The sequence below is a fragment of the Verminephrobacter aporrectodeae subsp. tuberculatae genome, from assembly GCF_026127385.1.
GTDB lineage: Bacteria > Pseudomonadota > Gammaproteobacteria > Burkholderiales > Burkholderiaceae_C > Acidovorax > Acidovorax aporrectodeae.
The window spans coordinates 1,225,361-1,244,033 of record NZ_QZCX01000003.1; the positions used below are offsets into that span (position 1 = coordinate 1,225,361).

An 18,673-nucleotide genomic window follows, 5' to 3' on the forward strand; every position below is an offset into this window, starting at 1 on the left:
CTGTCAATCCAGGCGCATGGTCGCAATGTCGATGAACCAGCTCTTGGGCTGGACCACGTTCCTGACCTTGGCCGAGAGCGCGCGCGGGCCGACGTCGTGCGCGATCCAGACGAAGGGCGCGTCGTCCACGATGTGCGCGTGCAGCCGCGCGAGCGCGGCGTCGCGCGCCTTGTCGTCGAAGCTGGTGCGGGCGTCGGCCACCAGCCGATCGACCGCGGGACTGCCGTAGTAGCCCCAGTTATTCGACACCGGCGGGAAGGACCGGGTGCTCACGAAGCGCGCCATGGCGAAGAACGGGTCCATCGCCGCGAAGCTCACGTTCGTCGCATTCGCGCCGTTCGCCGCGGGGTCCTTGGCGCCCTTGCGCCAGTTCGTGAACAGCGTATTCCATTCGATGACGTCGAACTGCACGTCAAAGAAGCACTGCTTGAGCGACTGCTGCACGAACTCGTTCATCGGCAGCGGCTGCATCTGGCCCGAGCCCGAGGCCGAGATCTGCACCTTCACCTTGACCGGCTTTGCGGCCGAGAAACCGGCCTGCTCCATGAGCGCCTGCGCGGCCTTGACGTCGTATCTGAGGTCGAACTTCGGGTTGCCCCACCACGGATGGCCCGGCCCCACCGTTCCCTTGGGCTCGGCCATCATTCCGCCGAGCAATTGCTTCAAGCCGCCGCGGTCAACGCACAGATTCGCCGCCTGGCGCACGCGCTTGTCGAGCCAGGGCGAGCCCTCGACGAAGGACAGCTGCCAGGGCCAGACGTGCGGCTGCGCATTCGCGTAGATCTTGAAGCCGCGCTGCCTGATCTGCTGCATTGCGTCGGGCGCGGGCGCCTCGATCCAATCGACCTGGCCGCCGAGCAGCGCGGCCGTGCGCGCGTTCGCCTCGGGCATGGGCAGAAGAACCACCTTGTCGATCTGCGGCACGCGCCCGGCGTCCCAGTAGCCCCTGTTCGCGGCCAGTTCCAGGCGCTCGCGCGCGACGAAGCGCGTGACCCTGAAGGGGCCCGAGCCAGCCGGGTCGGCGGCAAAGGCAGTCCAGGCGGCCTTGGCCCGCTCGGCCGGCGCCGCCACGCTGGCCGCAACGGCCCGGAGCTTGGCGCCCCAGTGCGCCGGCGAGGCCATGAAGAGGTTCGTGAGATTGATGGGCAAAAAGGCGTCGGGCTCGCTGGTCGTGAGTTCGACCGTCAACTCGTCGATCTTGCGCGCGCTCCTGAGCGTCGGCATGCGCGAGACCGTCACGCCGACCTGGCTCGGATCGAACTGCGGCGCCTCCTTGTCGAGCACCTTGGCCACGTTCCAGACCACCGCGTCAGCGTCGAACGCCGAGCCGTCATGGAACTTCACGCCGGGGCGCAGCTTGAAGACCCAGCGGGTCCTGTCCTTCGCGTCCACCGCCCAGGAGGTCGCGAGCGCGGGAATGACCACGCTGGGCGCGTCGGCCTTGGACAGGTCCCATTGCGTGAGCGAGTCGTAGATCGGGATGCCGGTAAAGCGATTGCCCTCAAAGCCCTGGTCGGGCTGGCCCAGCGTGCGCGGGACGTCGGCGACGGTCATCGCAATGCGCAGCGTCTTCTCCTGCCCGGCGGCGACCGGGGGCAGCAGCGCCAGCAGGGCGCAGACGGCCAGGGGTTTCAAGGACCAGGCGGGGGAGGGCAACTGCACGGAAAACTCCTGTTGGCGGTGGGTTGGCGGGTGGACAGGAAGACCCAAGCACAGGCCGTGCCAGCGTCTGCGCAAACCGGCGGGGACTATCTCCCTGCGGGCGCCAGATTGCAATAGTTGTTTTCCTGTCTTGCGCGCGGTCACAATTCGGTGGCCGCCTCCCGGCTCCCTTGCAGCCCCTGGCCTTGCAGCGCACGCAGCGGCAGATCTGACAATAGCGCTTGTGTCGCCGTTGTGCGCACAAACATCAGCACGCCATACGGTTCTGGATTTACGCAACAACGCCCACCACGCTCTCGCCCGCAGCCCGTAATAAGCCATCTCGTTATACACAAGCCCCCTCGCATGAGCTATGCTACTCATTTCATAGCGAAAGCATACAATGAACTGGACAGTCACGGAATTCAAGAGCATGAACCTGGGGGACCCCAGGCGCAAAGAGCGTGCGATCCGCCTGATCGAGAGCTTGAGTGCCAAGCCCACAGCCAGCATTCCCCAAGCCTGCGGCGATTGGGCCGACACCATCGGGGCCTACCGCTTCTTTGGCAATGAGGCGGTTCAGTGGGAAGACATCCTGGCGCCGCACATCGAAAACTCGGTGGCCCGCATGGCGGCGCACGAGCATGTTTTGTGCATCCAGGACACCACCGAATTGAACTTCAATGGGCAAGAGGCCAAGGGGTTGGGGCCACTGAGCTACGAGGCCCAGCGCGGCATGTACCTGCACCCCACGTACGCCATCTCCACCTCGCGCGAGCCGCTGGGTGTGCTCGATGCGTGGATGTGGGCACGACAGCCGCGCCACAGCGATGGTAGCCGTCCTGGCGTCAGCGAAAGCCTGCGCTGGATCGAGGGCTACGAACGACTGGCCGAGATGGCCCCGCAGTTGCCCAATACACGACTGGTCTACGTGGCCGACCGCGAGGCTGACATCATGGCCCTGATGGTGCGAGCACGTGACTTGGGCAATCCAGTGGACTGGTTGCTGCGCAGCAAACACAACCGGGTTCTCGAAGAAGAAGACGACAAACAGTGGAACCGGGTGACGGCGGGCGAGTCGCAGGGAGAGATTCGTTTCACACTTGCCTCGCGCCAGGGGTCGCGCCCTCGTGAAGTGGTACAGCAAGTGTGGGCGCAAGCGCTGAAGTTGCCCGATGGCCACGGCGGGTTTGTGCAGGCCACATGCATCGTTGCCCGGGAAGAGGCGCTGGCGAATGGCGAAAAGCCCATCGAATGGAGATTGCTGACGAACTTGCCCGTGGAGACCCTGGAGCAGGCCGCCCGGATGATCGACTGGTACCGGGCGCGCTGGGAGATCGAAATGTTCTTCCATGTGCTCAAGAACGGTTGCCGGATCGAAGCCTTGCAGTTGGGCAGTGTCAGCAAGATAGAACGCGCGGTGGTGCTGTACATGGTGGTGGCGTGGCGCATTGCCCGGCTGATGCGGCTGGGGCGTAGCTGCCCGCAACTGGATGCGCAGCTGATGTTCGAGCCCGACGAATGGAAAGCGGCGTACATCCTGAACAAGCAAGAGTTGCCCAAGGAACCGCCCACGCTCAACGAGGTGGTGCGGCTGATTGCCAGACTGGGGGGCTTTCTTGCGCGAAAGTGCGATGGTGAGCCCGGAGTCAAGACCATCTGGTTGGGAATGCAACGCATTCTTGACTTTGCCGCTGGCATCAGGTTCTGTCGCGAGCTTCAGGTTCAGGAGACTTGTGTATAACGAAATGCGTAATAAGCTTACAGTTGATATGGGAATTTTATTCGTGTATTGTGCGTACTCCCATGTGTTATGAGCATTAACGTGAAATACACCGTCCCCCAAAGCAAGCATGTATTTCATACTTCGGGGTGTCTCACTGATTCATGAAAGTTGGAGAAAATGCAGAAGAAGTTGCACTATTCCGAGAGTGTAAGCAGTATTACACTGGAGCAGATAGCTGACCTGTATGATTCAGTCGGCTTCGGAGTGGCAGATGGCTACAAGTCGCAAGAAAATCTGCTTGATCGACTTTTTGGACATGGCTGTCATGGGTTCTTTGCCATACATGACGAACGCTTGATTGGCATGGTGCGTGTTTTGAGTGATGACGTTATCTGCTCTTGGGTGGCGGAAGCCTGCATTCACCCCGATTGGCAAAAGCAAGGTGTAGGTCGGGCACTATTTAACATGGTGACCAGGCGGTTTGAGCACACATCGATTTATTTGGAAGCGCTTTCGTCGCAGGTTGGGTTTTTCTCAAAAATGGGAATTCACCCTGAATCAAAGCTTGTAGCGTGCAGCCTGGATCCCAAGGCGAAGCCTAGGAGTCCGATCCATTTCATGCACTAAATCCCATGCGCACTGCTGAGAAAATCAGGTCAAGTCTTCTTGTATTGCGGGCGACCATAAGAAGCGTCCCCATGATGTATGCATCTGCGCCGACAGATTTCATACTGCTTGCAATCACCTCCGTCATCAGTGGTTTTGCTCCCGGGCTCTGGATTTTCCTGACTTCGTGTCTTGTCGATATTATTACAAGCAAAGGGGTGGAGCACTTGTCCCTCATGGACCCGCTACCCATCGCGTGGGTAATTTCACTGTTTGTTCCCAAGATTGCGGGGCCACTGATGCAGTTTTATCAAGCCAATCTCGCTGAGCGATTTACTGCAGCGATCAATATGTCTTTGATGAAGAAGTCTGCTGAAATGCGTGGAATCGGGCATCAAGACGGAAGTGATTATCTGGATTCAATCAAGATCCTCCAGGATGGAGCTATTTCTCGACCAACAAATGTGGTGTCGGTAATTTTCTTTATTCTTAGGACTTACGCAGACCAATTTCAGCTAGCGCGCAGCTCGGACTTTTGTAGTCAGTTCAGACGAAGGCCATGAGCACGCTTGGTTGGGTCAACTCCTGTCTCATATAATCCGATAGCATCTTCTTTTTGATATTGTAAATATTCGTTTTCAACTTTCTAGCCAGTGCAGACATATAATTCCATGCCAATATCACACAGCCAATATGATTGCGTTGCGCCTTGGCCGATCTGCACTGGCACTTCTCAATTCCGAGCGTCTGTTTCACTTCGCGATGATACTGCTCAATCTTCCAACGTATGCCACATATCGCTTTTGCATCGTCGGTCGATGTCTGATCAAGATCATTTGTCACAATCCATTCCGTGCGATTCGTTGTAATCGCAACCCGAAATAACTTGACCTTCGTTGCACCTGGAAAACCATGAATCTTGATCAGTTTGCCATGTGCTGCTTCCTGTTGATTCCACTGCAATTTGCTCACGGCCTGATAGGGTTGCTTTCCACCGCTGTCGTCCACCTTGCGGTTGCTCTTGAGTGGGCAGTAAAATATCTTACCCTCGCGGTGCACGTGCAGCATCAGATCCTTGGTGGCGTACCAAGAATCCATCAGCACCACACGGAACGGCAGTTTTTTGATGTTCAGCGCGTCGTCGAACATTTCCTTCATATGGGTGAGCTTGGACTTGGCATCAATGTCCGGCTCATAGACGCGCCAATCTATGATCCAGTAGCGCTTGGTTTGTGGGTCCACGTACAAACAATTGACGATACCGATTCCCTTGATCAGGCGATGCTCGTTACCGCTATATTGCAAGCGCACCAACTCCATCTTGTGCGAATGGTTCTTGTCCGAAACGCTGTCGTCAAACACGAGAAAGCCATCGGGAGAAGTTTCAATCACACCTTTGGCCTGCTTCCAGACATCACCCGGCGTTACATCGTCATTCTGCAAATAGCGATTGATGGCGTCATGCGAAAAATGCTGATGATGATCGGCAAACCAAGTTTGCGTGTAATTCGTCTGCGACGAAATGAGAAATTGACAGTAATCACGGCGTGTTGGCTTCATGTTCATGAAGTGTGGAGTTGAAACCATGCAATTATACATCACAAAACATTACAAAAAACTATTTTCTCGATTATTTATTTTGGTTTGCGTAAGTCCTAATTCTGAGAGACGGGATTACTGTTCTGTCGATCATCGCCACTTTGGGTGCCATCGCTTGGTGGTTTCCCATTGTGCTGACGTTAGGCGTCATACCCGGCATTGCGGTTTCCATACACTTCAGGAATCTGACATGGAGCACCACCTTGAGCCGCAGTCAGAAAGCAAGGGAGATGGATTATCTATCGTGCATCGCCATTGGTGTCCCGCATGGGATTGAAAATCGCGTCTACAACTATTTTGACTGGCTGGTCCGCCGTTATGCGGAGATTGCTGATGCTACGCATGCAAAGATGCGCTTGGTGCGCAGGAAATCAGCGCTTGCAACTCTGCCGGTTGAACTGATGTCCATGCTGTGTGTCGTTGGACTGCTGATCTGGGTTGTCTCCGGAATCAGAACAAAGGCAGTTTCTGTTGGAAATATCGCGTCGTTTATTCAAACCCTATTGATTGGCAACACGATAGTATTCTACTTGCTTGAATCCATTTCCATCCTTTTTGAGCGTGGACTTTTCTTTACACTGTATTACCGCTTCATGGCGATGGTCGACTCCATTGAGAATGGTAAATCACCATTGCCACAGGCGCCTGAATCCATTCAATTCATCGACGTATCCTTCAGGTATCCGAATGGGCATCTTGCAGTAAATAACGTTTCATTTACGGTCTGCAAGGGAGATCGAATAGCAATCGTTGGAGAAAATGGATCCGGAAAAACAACCCTGATCAAATTGCTGCTCAGGCTATACGATCCCAGCATGGGGAAAATCGAGGTCGATGGCGTTGACGTTCGATCCCTGGATGTTGATTCTTGGCGCTCCCATTTCAGTGTCGTGCAGCAAGATGTTGTTCCCTATGGCTTTACTCTGAGAGAGAACATTCGACTTTCTGACACAGACCGCTCCGATCCGGATGATCTTGCACTGCATCAGGCACTCGGAATTTCCGGCTTGGACGCTTTCATGCCAGTTGTTAACGAACGACTGGGGCGAGAATTCGATGGCATGGAATTATCAGGTGGTCAGTGGCAAAAGACGTCCATCGCGCGGGCATTCTTTCGTCATCCGGATCTTCTGGTACTTGACGAGCCATCCTCGGCGCTGGATCCCAAAAGCGAATTCGACCTGTTCAATCGGCTTGAATCGTTGGCAGCAGATAAGACCGTACTCTTCATCACGCATCGGTTGGGTGCGATCAGGCTTGCAGACAAAATTGCCGTCATGCACCATGGTTGTCTCATTGAATTTGGAACCCACACCGAGTTACTCAATAAAAACGGCCACTACGCTACACTATGGACCGCACAACTCGGACAATACACAATCGAATAGTCGTTATTGCATAAATCCTGAACAGCGTAGTACAGATGCCGAGCTTCGACAAAATCCTGTCGAGAGTGAACGTTGCCGCAGTGCTGGTCACCGGCTTCGAGGCCTGCATGAATTTTGGCTTCGTCGCGTATGCGGTGCGTGTGCTGGGCGACGCGAGCGCGGCCAACTACCTTGTGGCGACGTTCTGGTTCGCGTTATTCGTCGCGGAGTTGCCGACCGGCTACCTGACGGATCGCTGGGGCGGTCGGACCTCGCTCACGGTCTCACTCGTCCTGCGGGCCGCGGCGTTTCTGCTGTTCTACTGGGGCGCCCATTCGACGCCGCTGGTTTTTCTCGCCAATTTCATCGCCGGCGTCGCGACGACCTTTCTCACGGGGACGTTCACGGCCCAGGTGATGTGTGAATGCCGGCACCAGGGCGTGGAGATCGACCACCCGCGCTTGGCGGCATCCGCACTGTTCGTCCGTTCCCTTGGCCTCATCCTCGGCACGGCGGTGGGCTATCTGGTCGTCCGGCAGGCGGGGGTCCGCTGGCTCTGGCCGGTGAGCGCCGCCTGGGCGCTGCTTGCGGCCGTCTACGTGCTGGCGCGCTGGTCTGCGGTGCGGGCCAGGCCCTGCATGCCCATCGTCCTGCACTACCGGAGTGCCTGGTCGCAGGTGCTCGGCACGCGCGGCCTGCTGGTGACCATGCTGCTGTTCTCCGCGTGCAGGACCTTGCTCCTGCCGATCTCCGTGAACGCCGTGATCCTGATCGTCCCGGGCCTGGACGGGGATCCCGGACAACTCTTCGTTTTCTACCTGGCCTCGGGTCTGGTCGGCCTGGTCCTTGCCAAGGGTTTCCCGGCGGTCAGCGCATTCGCGGCGCGCCAGAGGATGCTGATCAACGTCCTGACCGTGCTCGCGATCGCCGCAGTCTCGGGCGGCAACCAGATCGTCGCGGGCCTTGGCTTCCTCGGCTTTCTCGTATTCAGCGCCGTGTCCGAGACCCAGCTGCGGCACGCGTTCTACGAACGTATTCCACCGGATCATGCCGGCGCGGTCAACTCGGTGCAAAGCCTGTTCGAGAATGTGCTGGGCGCACTCGCCCTCGTGCTGAGCGCGGTCTTGATCTCCGAAGTCTCGATGCGCTCGATGTACCTGGCCTCGGCGCTCGCTTATCTGCTCGTCTGTGCGGGCGCGGGTTGGGCGCGGAACAAATCATGGACCGCGTAGCATGCTGGCTCATGCAACAACGGCAACACCGCAGAAATTCCCTTTGGCACGAGCGATCGTTCCCGGTATTGCTCGGAGGCAATCTCCTGTCCAGGATCGGTGACGGCGTCCACGAATTCATCTTCATCATCACCGTGCTGAAGGTGACCGACAACCGCGTGACCCATGCGGGAATCGTCTATTTTTTCCGGTTTCTACCGTACCTGATTTTCGGACCTCTTGGCGGGGCCCTGGCTGACAGATTGAGCCGCAGGGCGCTGATGTTGGTGGCTGACCTCGCACGGATGTGCATTACCGGCGTCCTGTGCGCACTGCTTGTTTCCGATTCGGCAGGCGTGCTGTCGCTTGCCCTCACAGGCATGTTGATGACGGTCTTTCGGACGATTTTTCAGCCCGCATTCCAGGCAGCGATCCCTTCGCTCGTTCGAGTCGACCATTTGCCCACGGCGAATGCCCTCACGCAGATGGTGGCGGAGACCGGCGGGCTCGTGGGGCCGGCCATGGGCGCGGCTGCGCTGGCGCTGGGTAGTCCGGGAGAGGTGCTCATTTTCGATGCCCTCGCCTACCTTGTTTCGGCGTTGTGCGTATGGCGGGTCAGCATCCCTGCCGGGAAAACCTCCGGGGAAGGCGGGAAACCCACGTTGCGCCGTTTGTATGGAGAGTTCGGCCAGAACATCAGGGGCCTGCTGCGCAAGCCGCAACTGTTCATGGCGATTGCATACTCGTCGGTGTGCATTTTTCTCGTGGGGGCAGCACTGCGCATTCTGATCCCCGCGATGCTCAAGAACAATGCGTACTCTGACAGTGTTGTTGGCTATGCCATGAGCCTCACGGCGTTCGGGGCGATCGTCGGGGCTGCCGCGTTCATTCGGGTCGCGCGCGATTTCAGTACGCCGCGCCTGATGTTTTACTGGCTGCTGTACGGCCTGGTTCTTTCGGTGTTGCCCGTCTGCGTCGCCCATGTGGCCGCCATCCTCATGGGCTGTTTTGTGCTCGGCAGCGTCGGTGCCTTTGTGGACGTGGTGCTGCCGACGAATATTCACCAGTTGTCAACGGACGCCAATCTGGGCAAGAACTTCAGCCTCTTTTCGACCTTGGCCAACACGGGTGAGGCGCTCTCGGGGGGCCTCGCGGGGCTGCTCGTCCTGGTGTCGTCCGTTTCGATGGGCGTGACGCTGGTCGGGCTGCTGGTCGCGTCCATTGCGTATGTCGGAAGGCTGAAGTCGGGGAAGGCGCAGGGGTCGTAGTTCACCCGGACAGGGCGCGATCCTTTTGTTCGCGTGCGGGCGAATGGCCGTACCGCCGCCCATGGTCTTGGGCGGTTGGTCCGTTGGCTTGGGTCATTTGGCCGCAGCCACTGCCACGCGATACAGGTTCAGCAACAGGGCTTCTTCCGGTGTCTGGCCCTGGCGCTCCGCGTTCCTTGCCAGGCGCGCCAAGTCAGTGGCAAAGGCTGTTTGGCTCTGCGTTGGCAGTTGTCGCACGGTGGCAAATACCAGTGCGCCCAGGGCGCTGGCGATGGCACTGGCGTTGGCTGTTTCGGCCGTCGGTGGCACGGTGTCGTTGTCGCGGCTCATGGCTTCCTCCAAGGGTTGCAGTTCTCGATTCGGGGACGTTTCAGACCCTCGATTTTCCGCCATGTTGCCGCTGGTAAGGGTGGCTACGCTTCGTTTTTTTTGTTTCTTACTACCTGGCGCCCGTGCGAAAGCCGAACGTGGACCTGAACCTTGCACCCGCATTCTTGCCCGTCACCGTGGCGATGTAGGAGGTGTCGGGGACCAGCGCAGCGGGGATGATGCAGGCCACTCCTTCCTTGCACTGCCCGTTGGGATCGGTCGTTTGGCCATCCCCGTAGAGCGCCTTGATTGCGACCGACCCGCCATGGCCCGTGATCCATACCGCAGCAACCCTCAGGTCGCTCGCGCCCTTGACCAGGATAGGCTGACCCCAGACTGCATCGGCTTCTTCCGGGAACGGTGTCGGCGCCTCTTCGCCTATAGACGCCAAAACGCCGGTGCTTCCCTCGCATGGGTAGGTGAGAACCTTGCCGGCGTCCTGGGACTCGGCGTCTTGGTGCTCGGCACTCTTGGTCAGGCCGAAGAGCATCACCAAGGTCCGAAAGCCCACGATGGTTGGCCCCAAAGCCACGCCGACGTCACGGAGCCCATGGAGCGCGACCAGAAGGTGGTAGGGAGCGCTCAGGATGCGCCGCACCGCATATTCGGCGTCCTCGGTGAACCACGCGGTCGCCATCGTCTCACTCACCCGCCTGGGGTCGTAGCCGGCCACAGCGGCGCGATCACTCGGTCGAACGCCCGTGAACCCTGCCATGCCGGGTTTCTGAAGGTGAGCAATCACCTTGTTTTTTTCCAAGTAGTTCAGATGCGCAGTGGCGGCTTGGTCGAGCCTGGCGTTTTGCGCCAGCAGTCCGAAACCGCACTGGAGTCGCTCGGCGTTCAGCGTCTCGTAAGCCAGGGCTTCGCTGCTGGTGGCTTCATATGTGGCAGCAGGAACGCTGGTGACGATCGCGCTTGCGACCGGTGCCAGCGTGTCGCCACCATCTCCCCACGCCCCACCGCAGACGGTCAGGGTCATGCTGGCTAGCAGAACGGTCAGCAGTTCGTTTTTTTGTTTCATGATTCTTTCTCTTGAGTTACCCGAAAAACTTGCGCGGCCGGCGGCTTTTTCTGCACGGACTTCAGTGCATGGGGGTCATGTGCTGAAGTCTTCCGTGGAACCGCACCCTTGCATCCATGGCAGCGTTGCCAATCCGCGCGATGGCTTCACTTCAGCCCTGATCCCGGTCCATACCGCCCTACTTGGCGCCCGTGCGAAAGCTGAACGTGGACGTGAACGCTGCACCCGCATTCGTGCCGGACACCGTGGCGGTGTAAGTGGTGTTGGTGGCCAGCGCAACGGGGATGACGCAGGCCACTGCGGCCTTGCACCGCCCATTGGGATCGGTCGTTTGGCCGTCCCCGTAGAGCGCCTTGATCGCGACCGACCCGCCGGGACCCGTGATCGATGCCGCAGCAAGCCTCAGGTCGCTCGCGCCCTTGACCAGGATGGGCTGGCCCCAGATGGCATCGGCTTCTGCGGGGAACGGTGTCGGCATCTCTGCGCCTCTGGCCGCGAAAACGCCGGCGCTTCCCTCGCATGGGTAGGTCAGAATCTTGCCGGCGTCCTGGTGCTCGGCGTTCCTGGTCAAGCCGAAGACCATCACCAACGTCCGGAAGCCATCTGCGGTTGGCCCCCAAGCCAGGCCGACGTCATGGAACCCATGGAGCGCGACCAGGGCGTGGTAGGGAGCACTCAGGGTGCGCCGCACCGCGTATTCGGCGTTCTCGGTGAACGACACGGACGACATCGTCTCGCCCACCTGCCTGCGGTCGTAGCCGACCGCAGCAACGCGATCGGCCGGGTCACCGCCCGTGAACCCTGTCTTGCCGGGTTCCTGGAGGTGATCAACTACATTGTTTTGTGCTGAGTAGTTCAGATGCGCAGTGGCGGCTTGGTCGAGCCTGGCGTTTTGCGCCAGCAGTCCGAAGCCGCACCGGGACCGCTCGGCGTTCAGCGTCTCGTACGCCAAGGCTTCGCTGCTGCTGGCTGCATATGTGGCGGCAGGAACGCTGGTGACGATCGCGCTTGCCGCCGGTGCCAGCGTGTCGCCCCCCTCTCCCCACGCTCCACCGCAGACGATCAGGGTCACGCCGGCCACCAGAGTGGCCAGCAATTCGTTTTTTGGTTTCATGGTTCTTTCTTCTTCCGTTGAGTGAGCCGCAAAACTGGCGCGGCCAGCGGCTTTTTCTGCACGGATTTCAGTGCATGGAGGCCATGCGCTGATGCCAATCCGCGCGATGGCTTCAGCCAGGATCCCGGTCCATACCGCACTACCTGGCGCCTGTGCGAAAGCGGAACGTGGACCTGAACCCTGCACCCGCATTCGTGCCGGACACCGTGGCGATGTACGCCGTGTCGGTGGCCAGCGCAACGGGGATGATGCAGGCCAGTCCTGCCCTGCACCACGCGTTGGGATCGATCGTTTGACCATCCCCGTAGAACGCCTTGATCGGGACCGACCCGCCAGGACCCGTGATCGATGCCGCAGCAACCCTCAGGTCGCTCGCGCCCTTGACCAGGATAGGCTGGCCCCAGATTGCATTGGCTTCTGCGGGGAACGGTGTCGGCATCTCATTGCCCCTGGCCGCCAAAACGCCGGCGCTTCCCTCGCATGGGTAGGTCAGAACCCTGCCGGCGTCCTGGCGCACGGCGTTCTCGGACAAGCCGAAGACCATCTCCAGCGTCCGGATTCCCTCCGCGGCTGGCCCCCAGGACAGGCCGACGTCACGGAGCCCATAGAGCGCGACCAGGGCGTGGTAGGGGGCGCTCAAAATGAGCCGCACCGCGTATTCGGTGTTCTCGGTGGACGACACGATCGACAGCGTCTCGCCCACCTGCTTGCGGTCGTAGCCGGCCGCAACGGCGCGATCACCCGGTTCAACGCCCGTGAACCCTGCCTTGCCGGGTTTCTGGAAATGACCCACTGCATTGTTTTGCGCCAAGTAGTCCAGATGCGCAATGGCGGCTTGGTCGAGTCTGATGTCTTGCGCCAGCAGTCCGAAGCCGCACCGGGACCGCTCGGCGTTCAGCGTCTCGTAAGCCAGGGCTTCGCCGCTGGTGGCTTCATACGTGGCGGCAGGAACGCGGGTGACGATCGCGCTTGCCGCCGGTGCCCGCGTGTCGCCCCCATCTCCCCACGCCCCACCGCAGACGGTCAGGGCCGCGCCGGCCAGCAGAACGGCCAGCAATTCGTTTTTTGGTTTCATGGTTCTTTCCGTTGCGTGACGCGCAAAACTGGCGTGCATCCATGGCAGCGTTGCCAATCCGCGCGATGGCTTCAGCCCGGATCCCCGTCCATACCGCACTACCTGGCGCCCGTGCGAAAGCTGAACGTGGACGTGAACTCTGCACCCGCATTCGTGCCGGACACCGTGGCGGTGTAAGTGGTGTTGGTGGCCAGCGCAACGGGGATGGCGCAGGCCACTCCGGCCTTGCACTCCCCCTCGGGATCGGTCGTTTGGCCATCTCCGTAGATCGCCTTGATCGCGACCGGCCCGCCAGGACCCGTGATCGATGCCGCAGCGACCCTCAGGTCGCTCGCGCCCTTGACCAGGATGGGCTGGCCCCAGATGACATCGGGTCCTGTAAAGAGCGATATCAGCAAATCTTCGCGGCCTGTGGCCGCCAAAACGCCGGCGCTTCCCTCGCATGGGTAGGTCAGAACCTTGCCAGCATCCTGGAACTCGGCGTTCTCGGCCAAGCCGAAGACCATCTCCAACGTCCGGCCCACTGCGGTTGGCCCCCAAGCCAGGCCGACGTCACGGAGCCCATGGAGCGCGACCAGGGCGTGGGGAGAACTCAGGATGAACCGCACCGCGTATTCGGCGTTCTCGTAGAACGGCACGGTCAATAGCGTCTCGCCCACCTGCCTGTGGTCGTAGCCGGCCGCAACGGCGCGATTCCCCGAGTTAACGCCCGTGAACCTTGCATTGCCGGGTCTCTGGAAGTCATCCACTGCATTGTTTTGCACCAAGTAGTCCAAATGCCCAAGGGCGGCTTGGTCGAGCCTGATGTCTTGCGCCAGCAGTCCGAAGCCGCACCGGGACCGCTCGGCGTTCAGCGTCTCGTAAGCCAGGGCTTCGCCGCTGGTGGCTTCATATGTGGCGGCAGGAACGCTGGTGACGATCGCGCTTGCTGCCGGTGCCAGCGTGTCGCCCCCATTTCCCCACGCTCCACCGCAGGCGGTCAGGGTCACACCGGCCACCAGAGCGGCCAGCAATTCATTTTTTGGTTTCATGGTTCTTTCTTTCTTTCTTTCTTTCGTTGAGTGACGCGCAAAACTTGCGCGGCCGGCGGCTTTTTCTGCACGGATTGCAGTGCATGGGACCATGCGCTGATGTCTCCGTGAAACCGCGCCCGTGCATCCATGGCAGCGTTGCCAATCCGCGCGATGGCTTCAGCCCGGATCCCCGTCCATACCGCACTACTGGGCGCCCGTGCGAAAGCTGAACGTGGACGTGAACTCTGCACCCGCATTCGTGCCGGACACCGTGGCGGTGTAAGTGGTGTTGGTGGCCAGCGCAACGGGGATGGCGCAGGCCACTCCGGCCTTGCACTCCCCCTCGGGATCGGTCGTTTGGCCATCTCCGTAGATCGCCTTGATCGCGACCGGCCCGCCAGGACCCGTGATCGATGCCGCAGCGACCCTCAGGTCGCTCGCGCCCTTGACCAGGATGGGCTGGCCCCAGACGACAACGGGTCCTGTAAAGAGCGATATCAGCAAATCTTCGCCGCCTGTGGACGCCATAACGCCGGCGCTTCCCTCGCATGGGTAGGTCAGAACCTTGCCAGCGTCCTGGAACTCGGTGTTCTCGGCCAAGCCGAAGACCATCTCCAACGTCCGACCCACTGCGGTTGGCCCCCAAGCCAGGCCGACGTCCCGGAGCCCATGGAGCGCGACCAGGCCGTAGTAGGGAGAGCCCAGGATGAACCGCACCGCGTATTCAGCGTTCTCGTAGAACGGCACGGTCAATAGCGTCTCGCCCACCTGCCTGTGGTCGTAGCCGGCCGCAACGGCGCGATTCCCCGAGTTAACGCCCGTGAACCTTGCATTGCCGGGTCTCTGGAATTCGTCATCCACTGCATTGTTTTGCACCAAGTAGTCCAAATGCCCAAGGGCGGCTTGGTCGAGCCGGATGTCTTGCGCCAGCAGTCCGAAGCCGCACCGGGACCGCTCGGCGTTCAGCGTCTCGTAAGCCAGGGCTTCGCCGCTGGTGGCTTCATATGTGGCGGCAGGAACGCTGGTGACGATCGCGCTTGCTGCCGGTGCCAGCGTGTCGCCCCCATTTCCCCACGCTCCACCGCAGGCGGTCAGGGTCACACCGGCCACCAGAGCGGCCAGCAATTCATTTTTTGGTTTCATGGTTCTTTCTTTCTTTCGTTGAGTGACGCGCAAAACTTGCGCGGCCGGCAGCTTTTTCTGCACGGATTTCAATGCATGGGGGTCATGCGCTTTTTGGTTTCATGGTTCTTTCTTTCGTTGAGTGACGCGCAAAACTTGCGCGGCCGGCGGCTTTTTCTGCACGGATTTCAGTGCATGGGGGTCATGCGCTGATGCCAATCCGCGCGATGGCTTCAGCCAGGATCCCGGTCCATACCGCACTACCTGGCGCCCGTGCGAAAGCTGAACGTGGACATGAACCCTGCGCCCGCATTCGTGCCGGACACCGTGGCGGTGTAAGTGGTGTTGGTGGCCAGCGCAACGGGGATGATGCAGGCCACTCCGGCCTTGCACCGCCCGTTGGGATCGGTCGTTTGCTCATCCCCGTAGAGCGCCTTGATCGTGACCGCCCCGCCAGGGCCCGTGATCGATGCCGCAGCAACCCTCAGGTCGCTCGCGCCCTTGACCAGGATGGGCTGTCCCCAGATGGCATCGGCTTCTGCGAGGAACGGTGTCGGCACCTCTTCGCCTGTGGACGCCAAAACGCCGGCGCTTCCCTCGCAGGGGTAGGTCAGAACCTTGCCCGCGTCCTGGTGCACGGCGTTCTCAGCCAAGCCGAAGACCATCTCCAGCGTCCGGCCCACTGCGGTTGGCCCCCAAGCCAGGCCGACGTCACGGAGCCCATGAAGTGCGACCAGGGTGTGGGGAGCACTCAGGATGGACCGCACCGCGTATTCGACGTTCTCGGTGAACGGCACGGGCAACAACGTCTCGCCCACCTGCCTGTGGTCGTAGCCGGCCGCAGTGGCCCGATTCCCCGGGTTAACGCCCGTGAACCTTGCATTGCCGGGTTTCTGGAAGTGACCCACTGCATTGTTTTGCGCCAAGTAGTCCAGATGCCCCATGGCGGCTTGGTCGAGCCTGATGTCTTGCGCCAGCAGTCCGAAGCCGCACTGGGACCGCTCGGCGTTCAGCATCTCGTACGCCAGGGCTTCGCTGCTGGTGGCTTCGTATGTGGCGGCAGGAACGCTGGTGACGATGGCGCTTGCGGCCGGTGCCGGCGTGTCGCCCCCATCTCCCCACGCTTCACCGTAGACGGTCAGGATCACGCCGCCATCATCGCTTCGATGGACGCTGCTGTGCTGTCCCCACGCTCCACCGCAGGCGGTCAGGGCCACGCCGGCTACCAGAACGGCCAGCAATTCGTTTTTTTGTTTCATGGTTCTTTCTTTCGTTGAGTGACGCGCAAAACTGGCACGGCCGGCGGCTTTTTGTCTCCCATGGAACCGCGCCCTTGCATCCATGGCAGCGTTGCCAATCCGCGCGATGGCTTCAGCCCTTATCCCGGTCCATACCGCACTACTTGGCGCCTGTACGAAAGCTGAACGTGGACCTGAACTCTGCACCCGCATTCGTGCCGGACACCGTGGCGATGTAAGTGGTGTTGGTGGCCAGCGCAACGGGGATGATGCAGGCCAGCCCTGCCCTGCACCACGCGTTGGGATCGGTCGTTTGCTCATCCCCATAGAACGCCTTGATCGCGACCGACCCGCCGGGACCCGTGATCGATGCCGCGGCAACCCTCAGGTCGCCCGCGCCATTGACCAGGATGGGCTGGCCCCAGACTGCATTGGCTTCTGCGGGGAACGGTGTCGGCACCTCCCCACCTCTGGACGCCAAAACGCCGGCGCTTCCCTCGCATGGGTAGGTCAGAACCTTGCCGGCGTTCTGCCACGCGATGTTCTCGGGCAAGCCGAAGACCATCTCCAGCGTCCGGATGCCCACTGCGGTTGACCCCCAGGACAGGCCGACGTCCCGGAGCCCATAGAGCGCGACCAGGGCGTGGTAGGGAGCGCTCAGGATGAGCCGCACCGCGTAATCGGCGTCTTCGGTGAATGGCACGGTCGACAGCGTCTCGCCCACATGCTTGCGGTCGTAGCCGGCCGCAGCGGCGCGATCACCCAGTTCAGCGCCCGTGAACCCTGCATTGCCGGGTTTCTGGAAATGACCGATGACATTGTTTTTTGCCAAGTAGTTCAGATGCCCAATGGCGGCTTGGTCGAGCCTGATGTCTTGCGCCAGCAGTCCGAAGCCGCACTGGAGCCGCTCGGCGTTCAGCGTCTCGTAAGCCAGGGCTTCGCTGCTGTTGGCCACGTATGTGGCGGCAGGAACGCTGGTGACGATGGTGCTTGCTGTCGGTGCCAGCATGTCGCCCCCATCTCCCCACGCCCCACCGCAGGCGGTCAGGGCCACGCCGGCCACCAGAGTGGCCAGCAATTCGTTTTTTGGTTTCATGGTTCTTTCCGTTGAGTGGCCCGCAAGACTGGCGCGGCCGGCGGCTTTTTCTGCACGGATTGCAGTGCATGGGGGCCATGCGCTGATGTCTCCCATGGAACCGCGCCCTTGCACCCATGGCAGCGTTCCAATCCGCGCGATGGCTTCAGCCAGGATTCCAGTCCATACCGCACTACCTGGCGCCCGTGCGAAAGCTGAATATGGACATGAACCATGCACCCGCATTCGTGCCGGACACCGTGGCGGTGTAAGTGGTGTTGGTGGCCAGCGCAACGGGGATGACGCAGGCCACTGCGGCCTTGCACTGCCCGTTGGGATCGGTCGTTTGGCCATCCCCGTAAAGCGCCTTGATCGCGACCAACCCGCCAGGGCCCGTGATCGATGCCGCAGCAACCCTCAGGTCGCTCGCGCCCTTGACCAGGATGGGCTGGCCCCAGATGGCATCGGCTTCTGCGAGGAACGGTGCCGACACCTCTTCGCCTGTGGACGCCAAAACGCCAGCGCTTCCCTCGCATGGGTAGGTCAGAACCTCGCCCGCGTCCTGGTGCACGGCGCCCTCGGCCAAGCCGAAGACCATCTCCAGCGTCCGGCCCACTGCGGTTGGCCCCCAAGCCAGACCGACGTCACGGAACCCATGGAGCGCGACCAGGGCTTGGGGAGCACTCAGGACGGACCGCACCGCGTATTCGACGTTCTCGACGAACGGCACGGACAACAGCGCCCCGCCCACCTGCCTGTGGTCGTAGCCGGCCGCAGTGGCCCGATTCCCCGGGTTAATGCCCGTGAACCTTGCATTGCCGGGTCTCTGGAAATGACCCACTGCATTGTTTTGCGCCAAGTAGTCCAGATGCCCCATGGCGGCTTGGTCGAGCCTGATGTCTTGCGCCAGCAATCCGAAGCCGCACTGGAGCCGCTCGGTATTCAGCATCTCGTAAGCCAGGGCTTCGCCGCTGGTGGCTTCATATGTGGCGGCAGGAACGCTGGTGACGATGGCGTTTGCGGCCGGTTCCGGCATGTCGCCCCCATCTCCCCACGCTTCACCGTAGACGGTCAGGGTCACGCCATCATCGCTTCGATGGACGCTGCTGTGCTGTCCCCACGCCCCACCGCAGGCGGTCAGGGCCACGCCGGCCACCAGAACGGCCAGCAATTCGTTTTTTGATTTCATGGTTTCTTCCGTTGAGTAACTCGCAAAACTGACGCGGCC

17 protein-coding genes are annotated in these 18,673 nt (G+C 60.6%); 6 read left to right on the top strand and 11 right to left on the bottom strand.

Annotated features, from left to right (window positions below; translation table 11 throughout):
* Positions 1–3: 3 nt before the first annotated feature.
* The gene (locus D5041_RS20545; RefSeq protein ID WP_407702324.1) at positions 4–1,554 is read right to left on the bottom strand and encodes an ABC transporter substrate-binding protein; all 1,551 of its coding nucleotides are present in this window, start codon (positions 1,552–1,554) and stop codon (positions 4–6) included.
* Positions 1,555–2,044: 490 nt separating this feature from the next.
* Between D5041_RS20545 and D5041_RS20550 the strand changes: the two genes are divergently transcribed.
* From D5041_RS20550 to D5041_RS20560, 3 genes are all read left to right on the top strand, one after another.
* Positions 2,045–3,385 carry an IS4 family transposase gene (locus D5041_RS20550; protein ID WP_265258124.1) on the top strand — a complete coding sequence of 447 codons (1,341 nt, stop codon included), beginning with the start codon at positions 2,045–2,047 and terminating at the stop codon, positions 3,383–3,385.
* A 159-nt stretch (positions 3,386–3,544) separates the two neighbouring features.
* Complete coding sequence (locus D5041_RS20555) at positions 3,545–3,994, top strand: GNAT family N-acetyltransferase (protein WP_265285634.1); 450 nt, start codon at positions 3,545–3,547, stop codon at positions 3,992–3,994.
* 71 nt (positions 3,995–4,065) lie between these two features.
* Positions 4,066–4,536 carry a hypothetical protein gene (locus D5041_RS20560; protein ID WP_265285635.1) on the top strand — a complete coding sequence of 157 codons (471 nt, stop codon included), beginning with the start codon at positions 4,066–4,068 and terminating at the stop codon, positions 4,534–4,536.
* Here the strand turns inward: D5041_RS20560 and D5041_RS20565 are convergent.
* The gene (locus D5041_RS20565) at positions 4,520–5,533 is read right to left on the bottom strand and encodes an IS701 family transposase (protein WP_265284686.1); all 1,014 of its coding nucleotides are present in this window, start codon (positions 5,531–5,533) and stop codon (positions 4,520–4,522) included. The genes D5041_RS20560 and D5041_RS20565 overlap by 17 nt on opposite strands.
* 242 nt (positions 5,534–5,775) lie before the next feature.
* Between D5041_RS20565 and D5041_RS20570 the strand changes: the two genes are divergently transcribed.
* From D5041_RS20570 to D5041_RS20580, 3 genes are read left to right on the top strand one after another with little or no spacing between them, the layout of a single operon-like run.
* The gene (locus D5041_RS20570; RefSeq protein ID WP_265285636.1) at positions 5,776–6,960 is read left to right on the top strand and encodes an ABC transporter ATP-binding protein; all 1,185 of its coding nucleotides are present in this window, start codon (positions 5,776–5,778) and stop codon (positions 6,958–6,960) included.
* 35 nt (positions 6,961–6,995) lie between these two features.
* A complete protein-coding gene (locus D5041_RS20575) occupies positions 6,996–8,171 on the top strand; it encodes an MFS transporter (RefSeq protein ID WP_010105288.1) in 1,176 nt (391 codons plus the stop codon).
* 11 nt (positions 8,172–8,182) lie between these two features.
* Positions 8,183–9,418, top strand: coding sequence for an MFS transporter (locus D5041_RS20580; protein WP_265285637.1), 1,236 nt, complete (start codon positions 8,183–8,185; stop codon positions 9,416–9,418).
* 93 nt (positions 9,419–9,511) lie between these two features.
* Here the strand turns inward: D5041_RS20580 and D5041_RS20585 are convergent, their stop codons facing one another.
* From D5041_RS20585 to D5041_RS20625, 9 genes are all read right to left on the bottom strand, one after another.
* Positions 9,512–9,748: a hypothetical protein gene (locus D5041_RS20585; protein ID WP_010105290.1), complete on the bottom strand. Its 237-nt coding sequence runs from the start codon at positions 9,746–9,748 to the stop codon at positions 9,512–9,514.
* A 109-nt stretch (positions 9,749–9,857) separates the two neighbouring features.
* Positions 9,858–10,808, bottom strand: coding sequence for a CAP domain-containing protein (locus D5041_RS20590; RefSeq protein WP_265285638.1), 951 nt, complete (start codon positions 10,806–10,808; stop codon positions 9,858–9,860).
* A 178-nt stretch (positions 10,809–10,986) separates the two neighbouring features.
* Positions 10,987–11,922 (bottom strand): CAP domain-containing protein, encoded by a 936-nt coding sequence (locus D5041_RS20595; RefSeq protein ID WP_010105292.1) that lies wholly within the window; start codon positions 11,920–11,922, stop codon positions 10,987–10,989.
* Between the two features lie 139 nt (positions 11,923–12,061).
* Positions 12,062–12,997, bottom strand: a complete 936-nt coding sequence (locus D5041_RS20600; RefSeq protein ID WP_265285639.1) for a CAP domain-containing protein — start codon at positions 12,995–12,997, stop codon at positions 12,062–12,064.
* Positions 12,998–13,095: 98 nt separating this feature from the next.
* Entirely contained in the window at positions 13,096–14,028 is a 933-nt protein-coding gene (locus D5041_RS20605; RefSeq protein WP_265285640.1) for a CAP domain-containing protein, read from the bottom strand.
* 186 nt (positions 14,029–14,214) lie between these two features.
* On the bottom strand, positions 14,215–15,153 hold the full coding sequence (locus D5041_RS20610; protein ID WP_265259255.1) for a CAP domain-containing protein: 939 nt from the start codon (positions 15,151–15,153) through the stop codon (positions 14,215–14,217).
* Between the two features lie 239 nt (positions 15,154–15,392).
* Entirely contained in the window at positions 15,393–16,391 is a 999-nt protein-coding gene (locus tag D5041_RS20615) for a CAP domain-containing protein (RefSeq protein WP_265259256.1), read from the bottom strand.
* A 139-nt stretch (positions 16,392–16,530) separates the two neighbouring features.
* Positions 16,531–17,466, bottom strand: a complete 936-nt coding sequence (locus D5041_RS20620) for a CAP domain-containing protein (protein WP_265285641.1) — start codon at positions 17,464–17,466, stop codon at positions 16,531–16,533.
* Positions 17,467–17,638: 172 nt separating this feature from the next.
* Positions 17,639–18,634, bottom strand: coding sequence for a CAP domain-containing protein (locus D5041_RS20625; protein WP_265282785.1), 996 nt, complete (start codon positions 18,632–18,634; stop codon positions 17,639–17,641).
* Between the last annotated feature and the right edge of the window lie 39 nt (positions 18,635–18,673).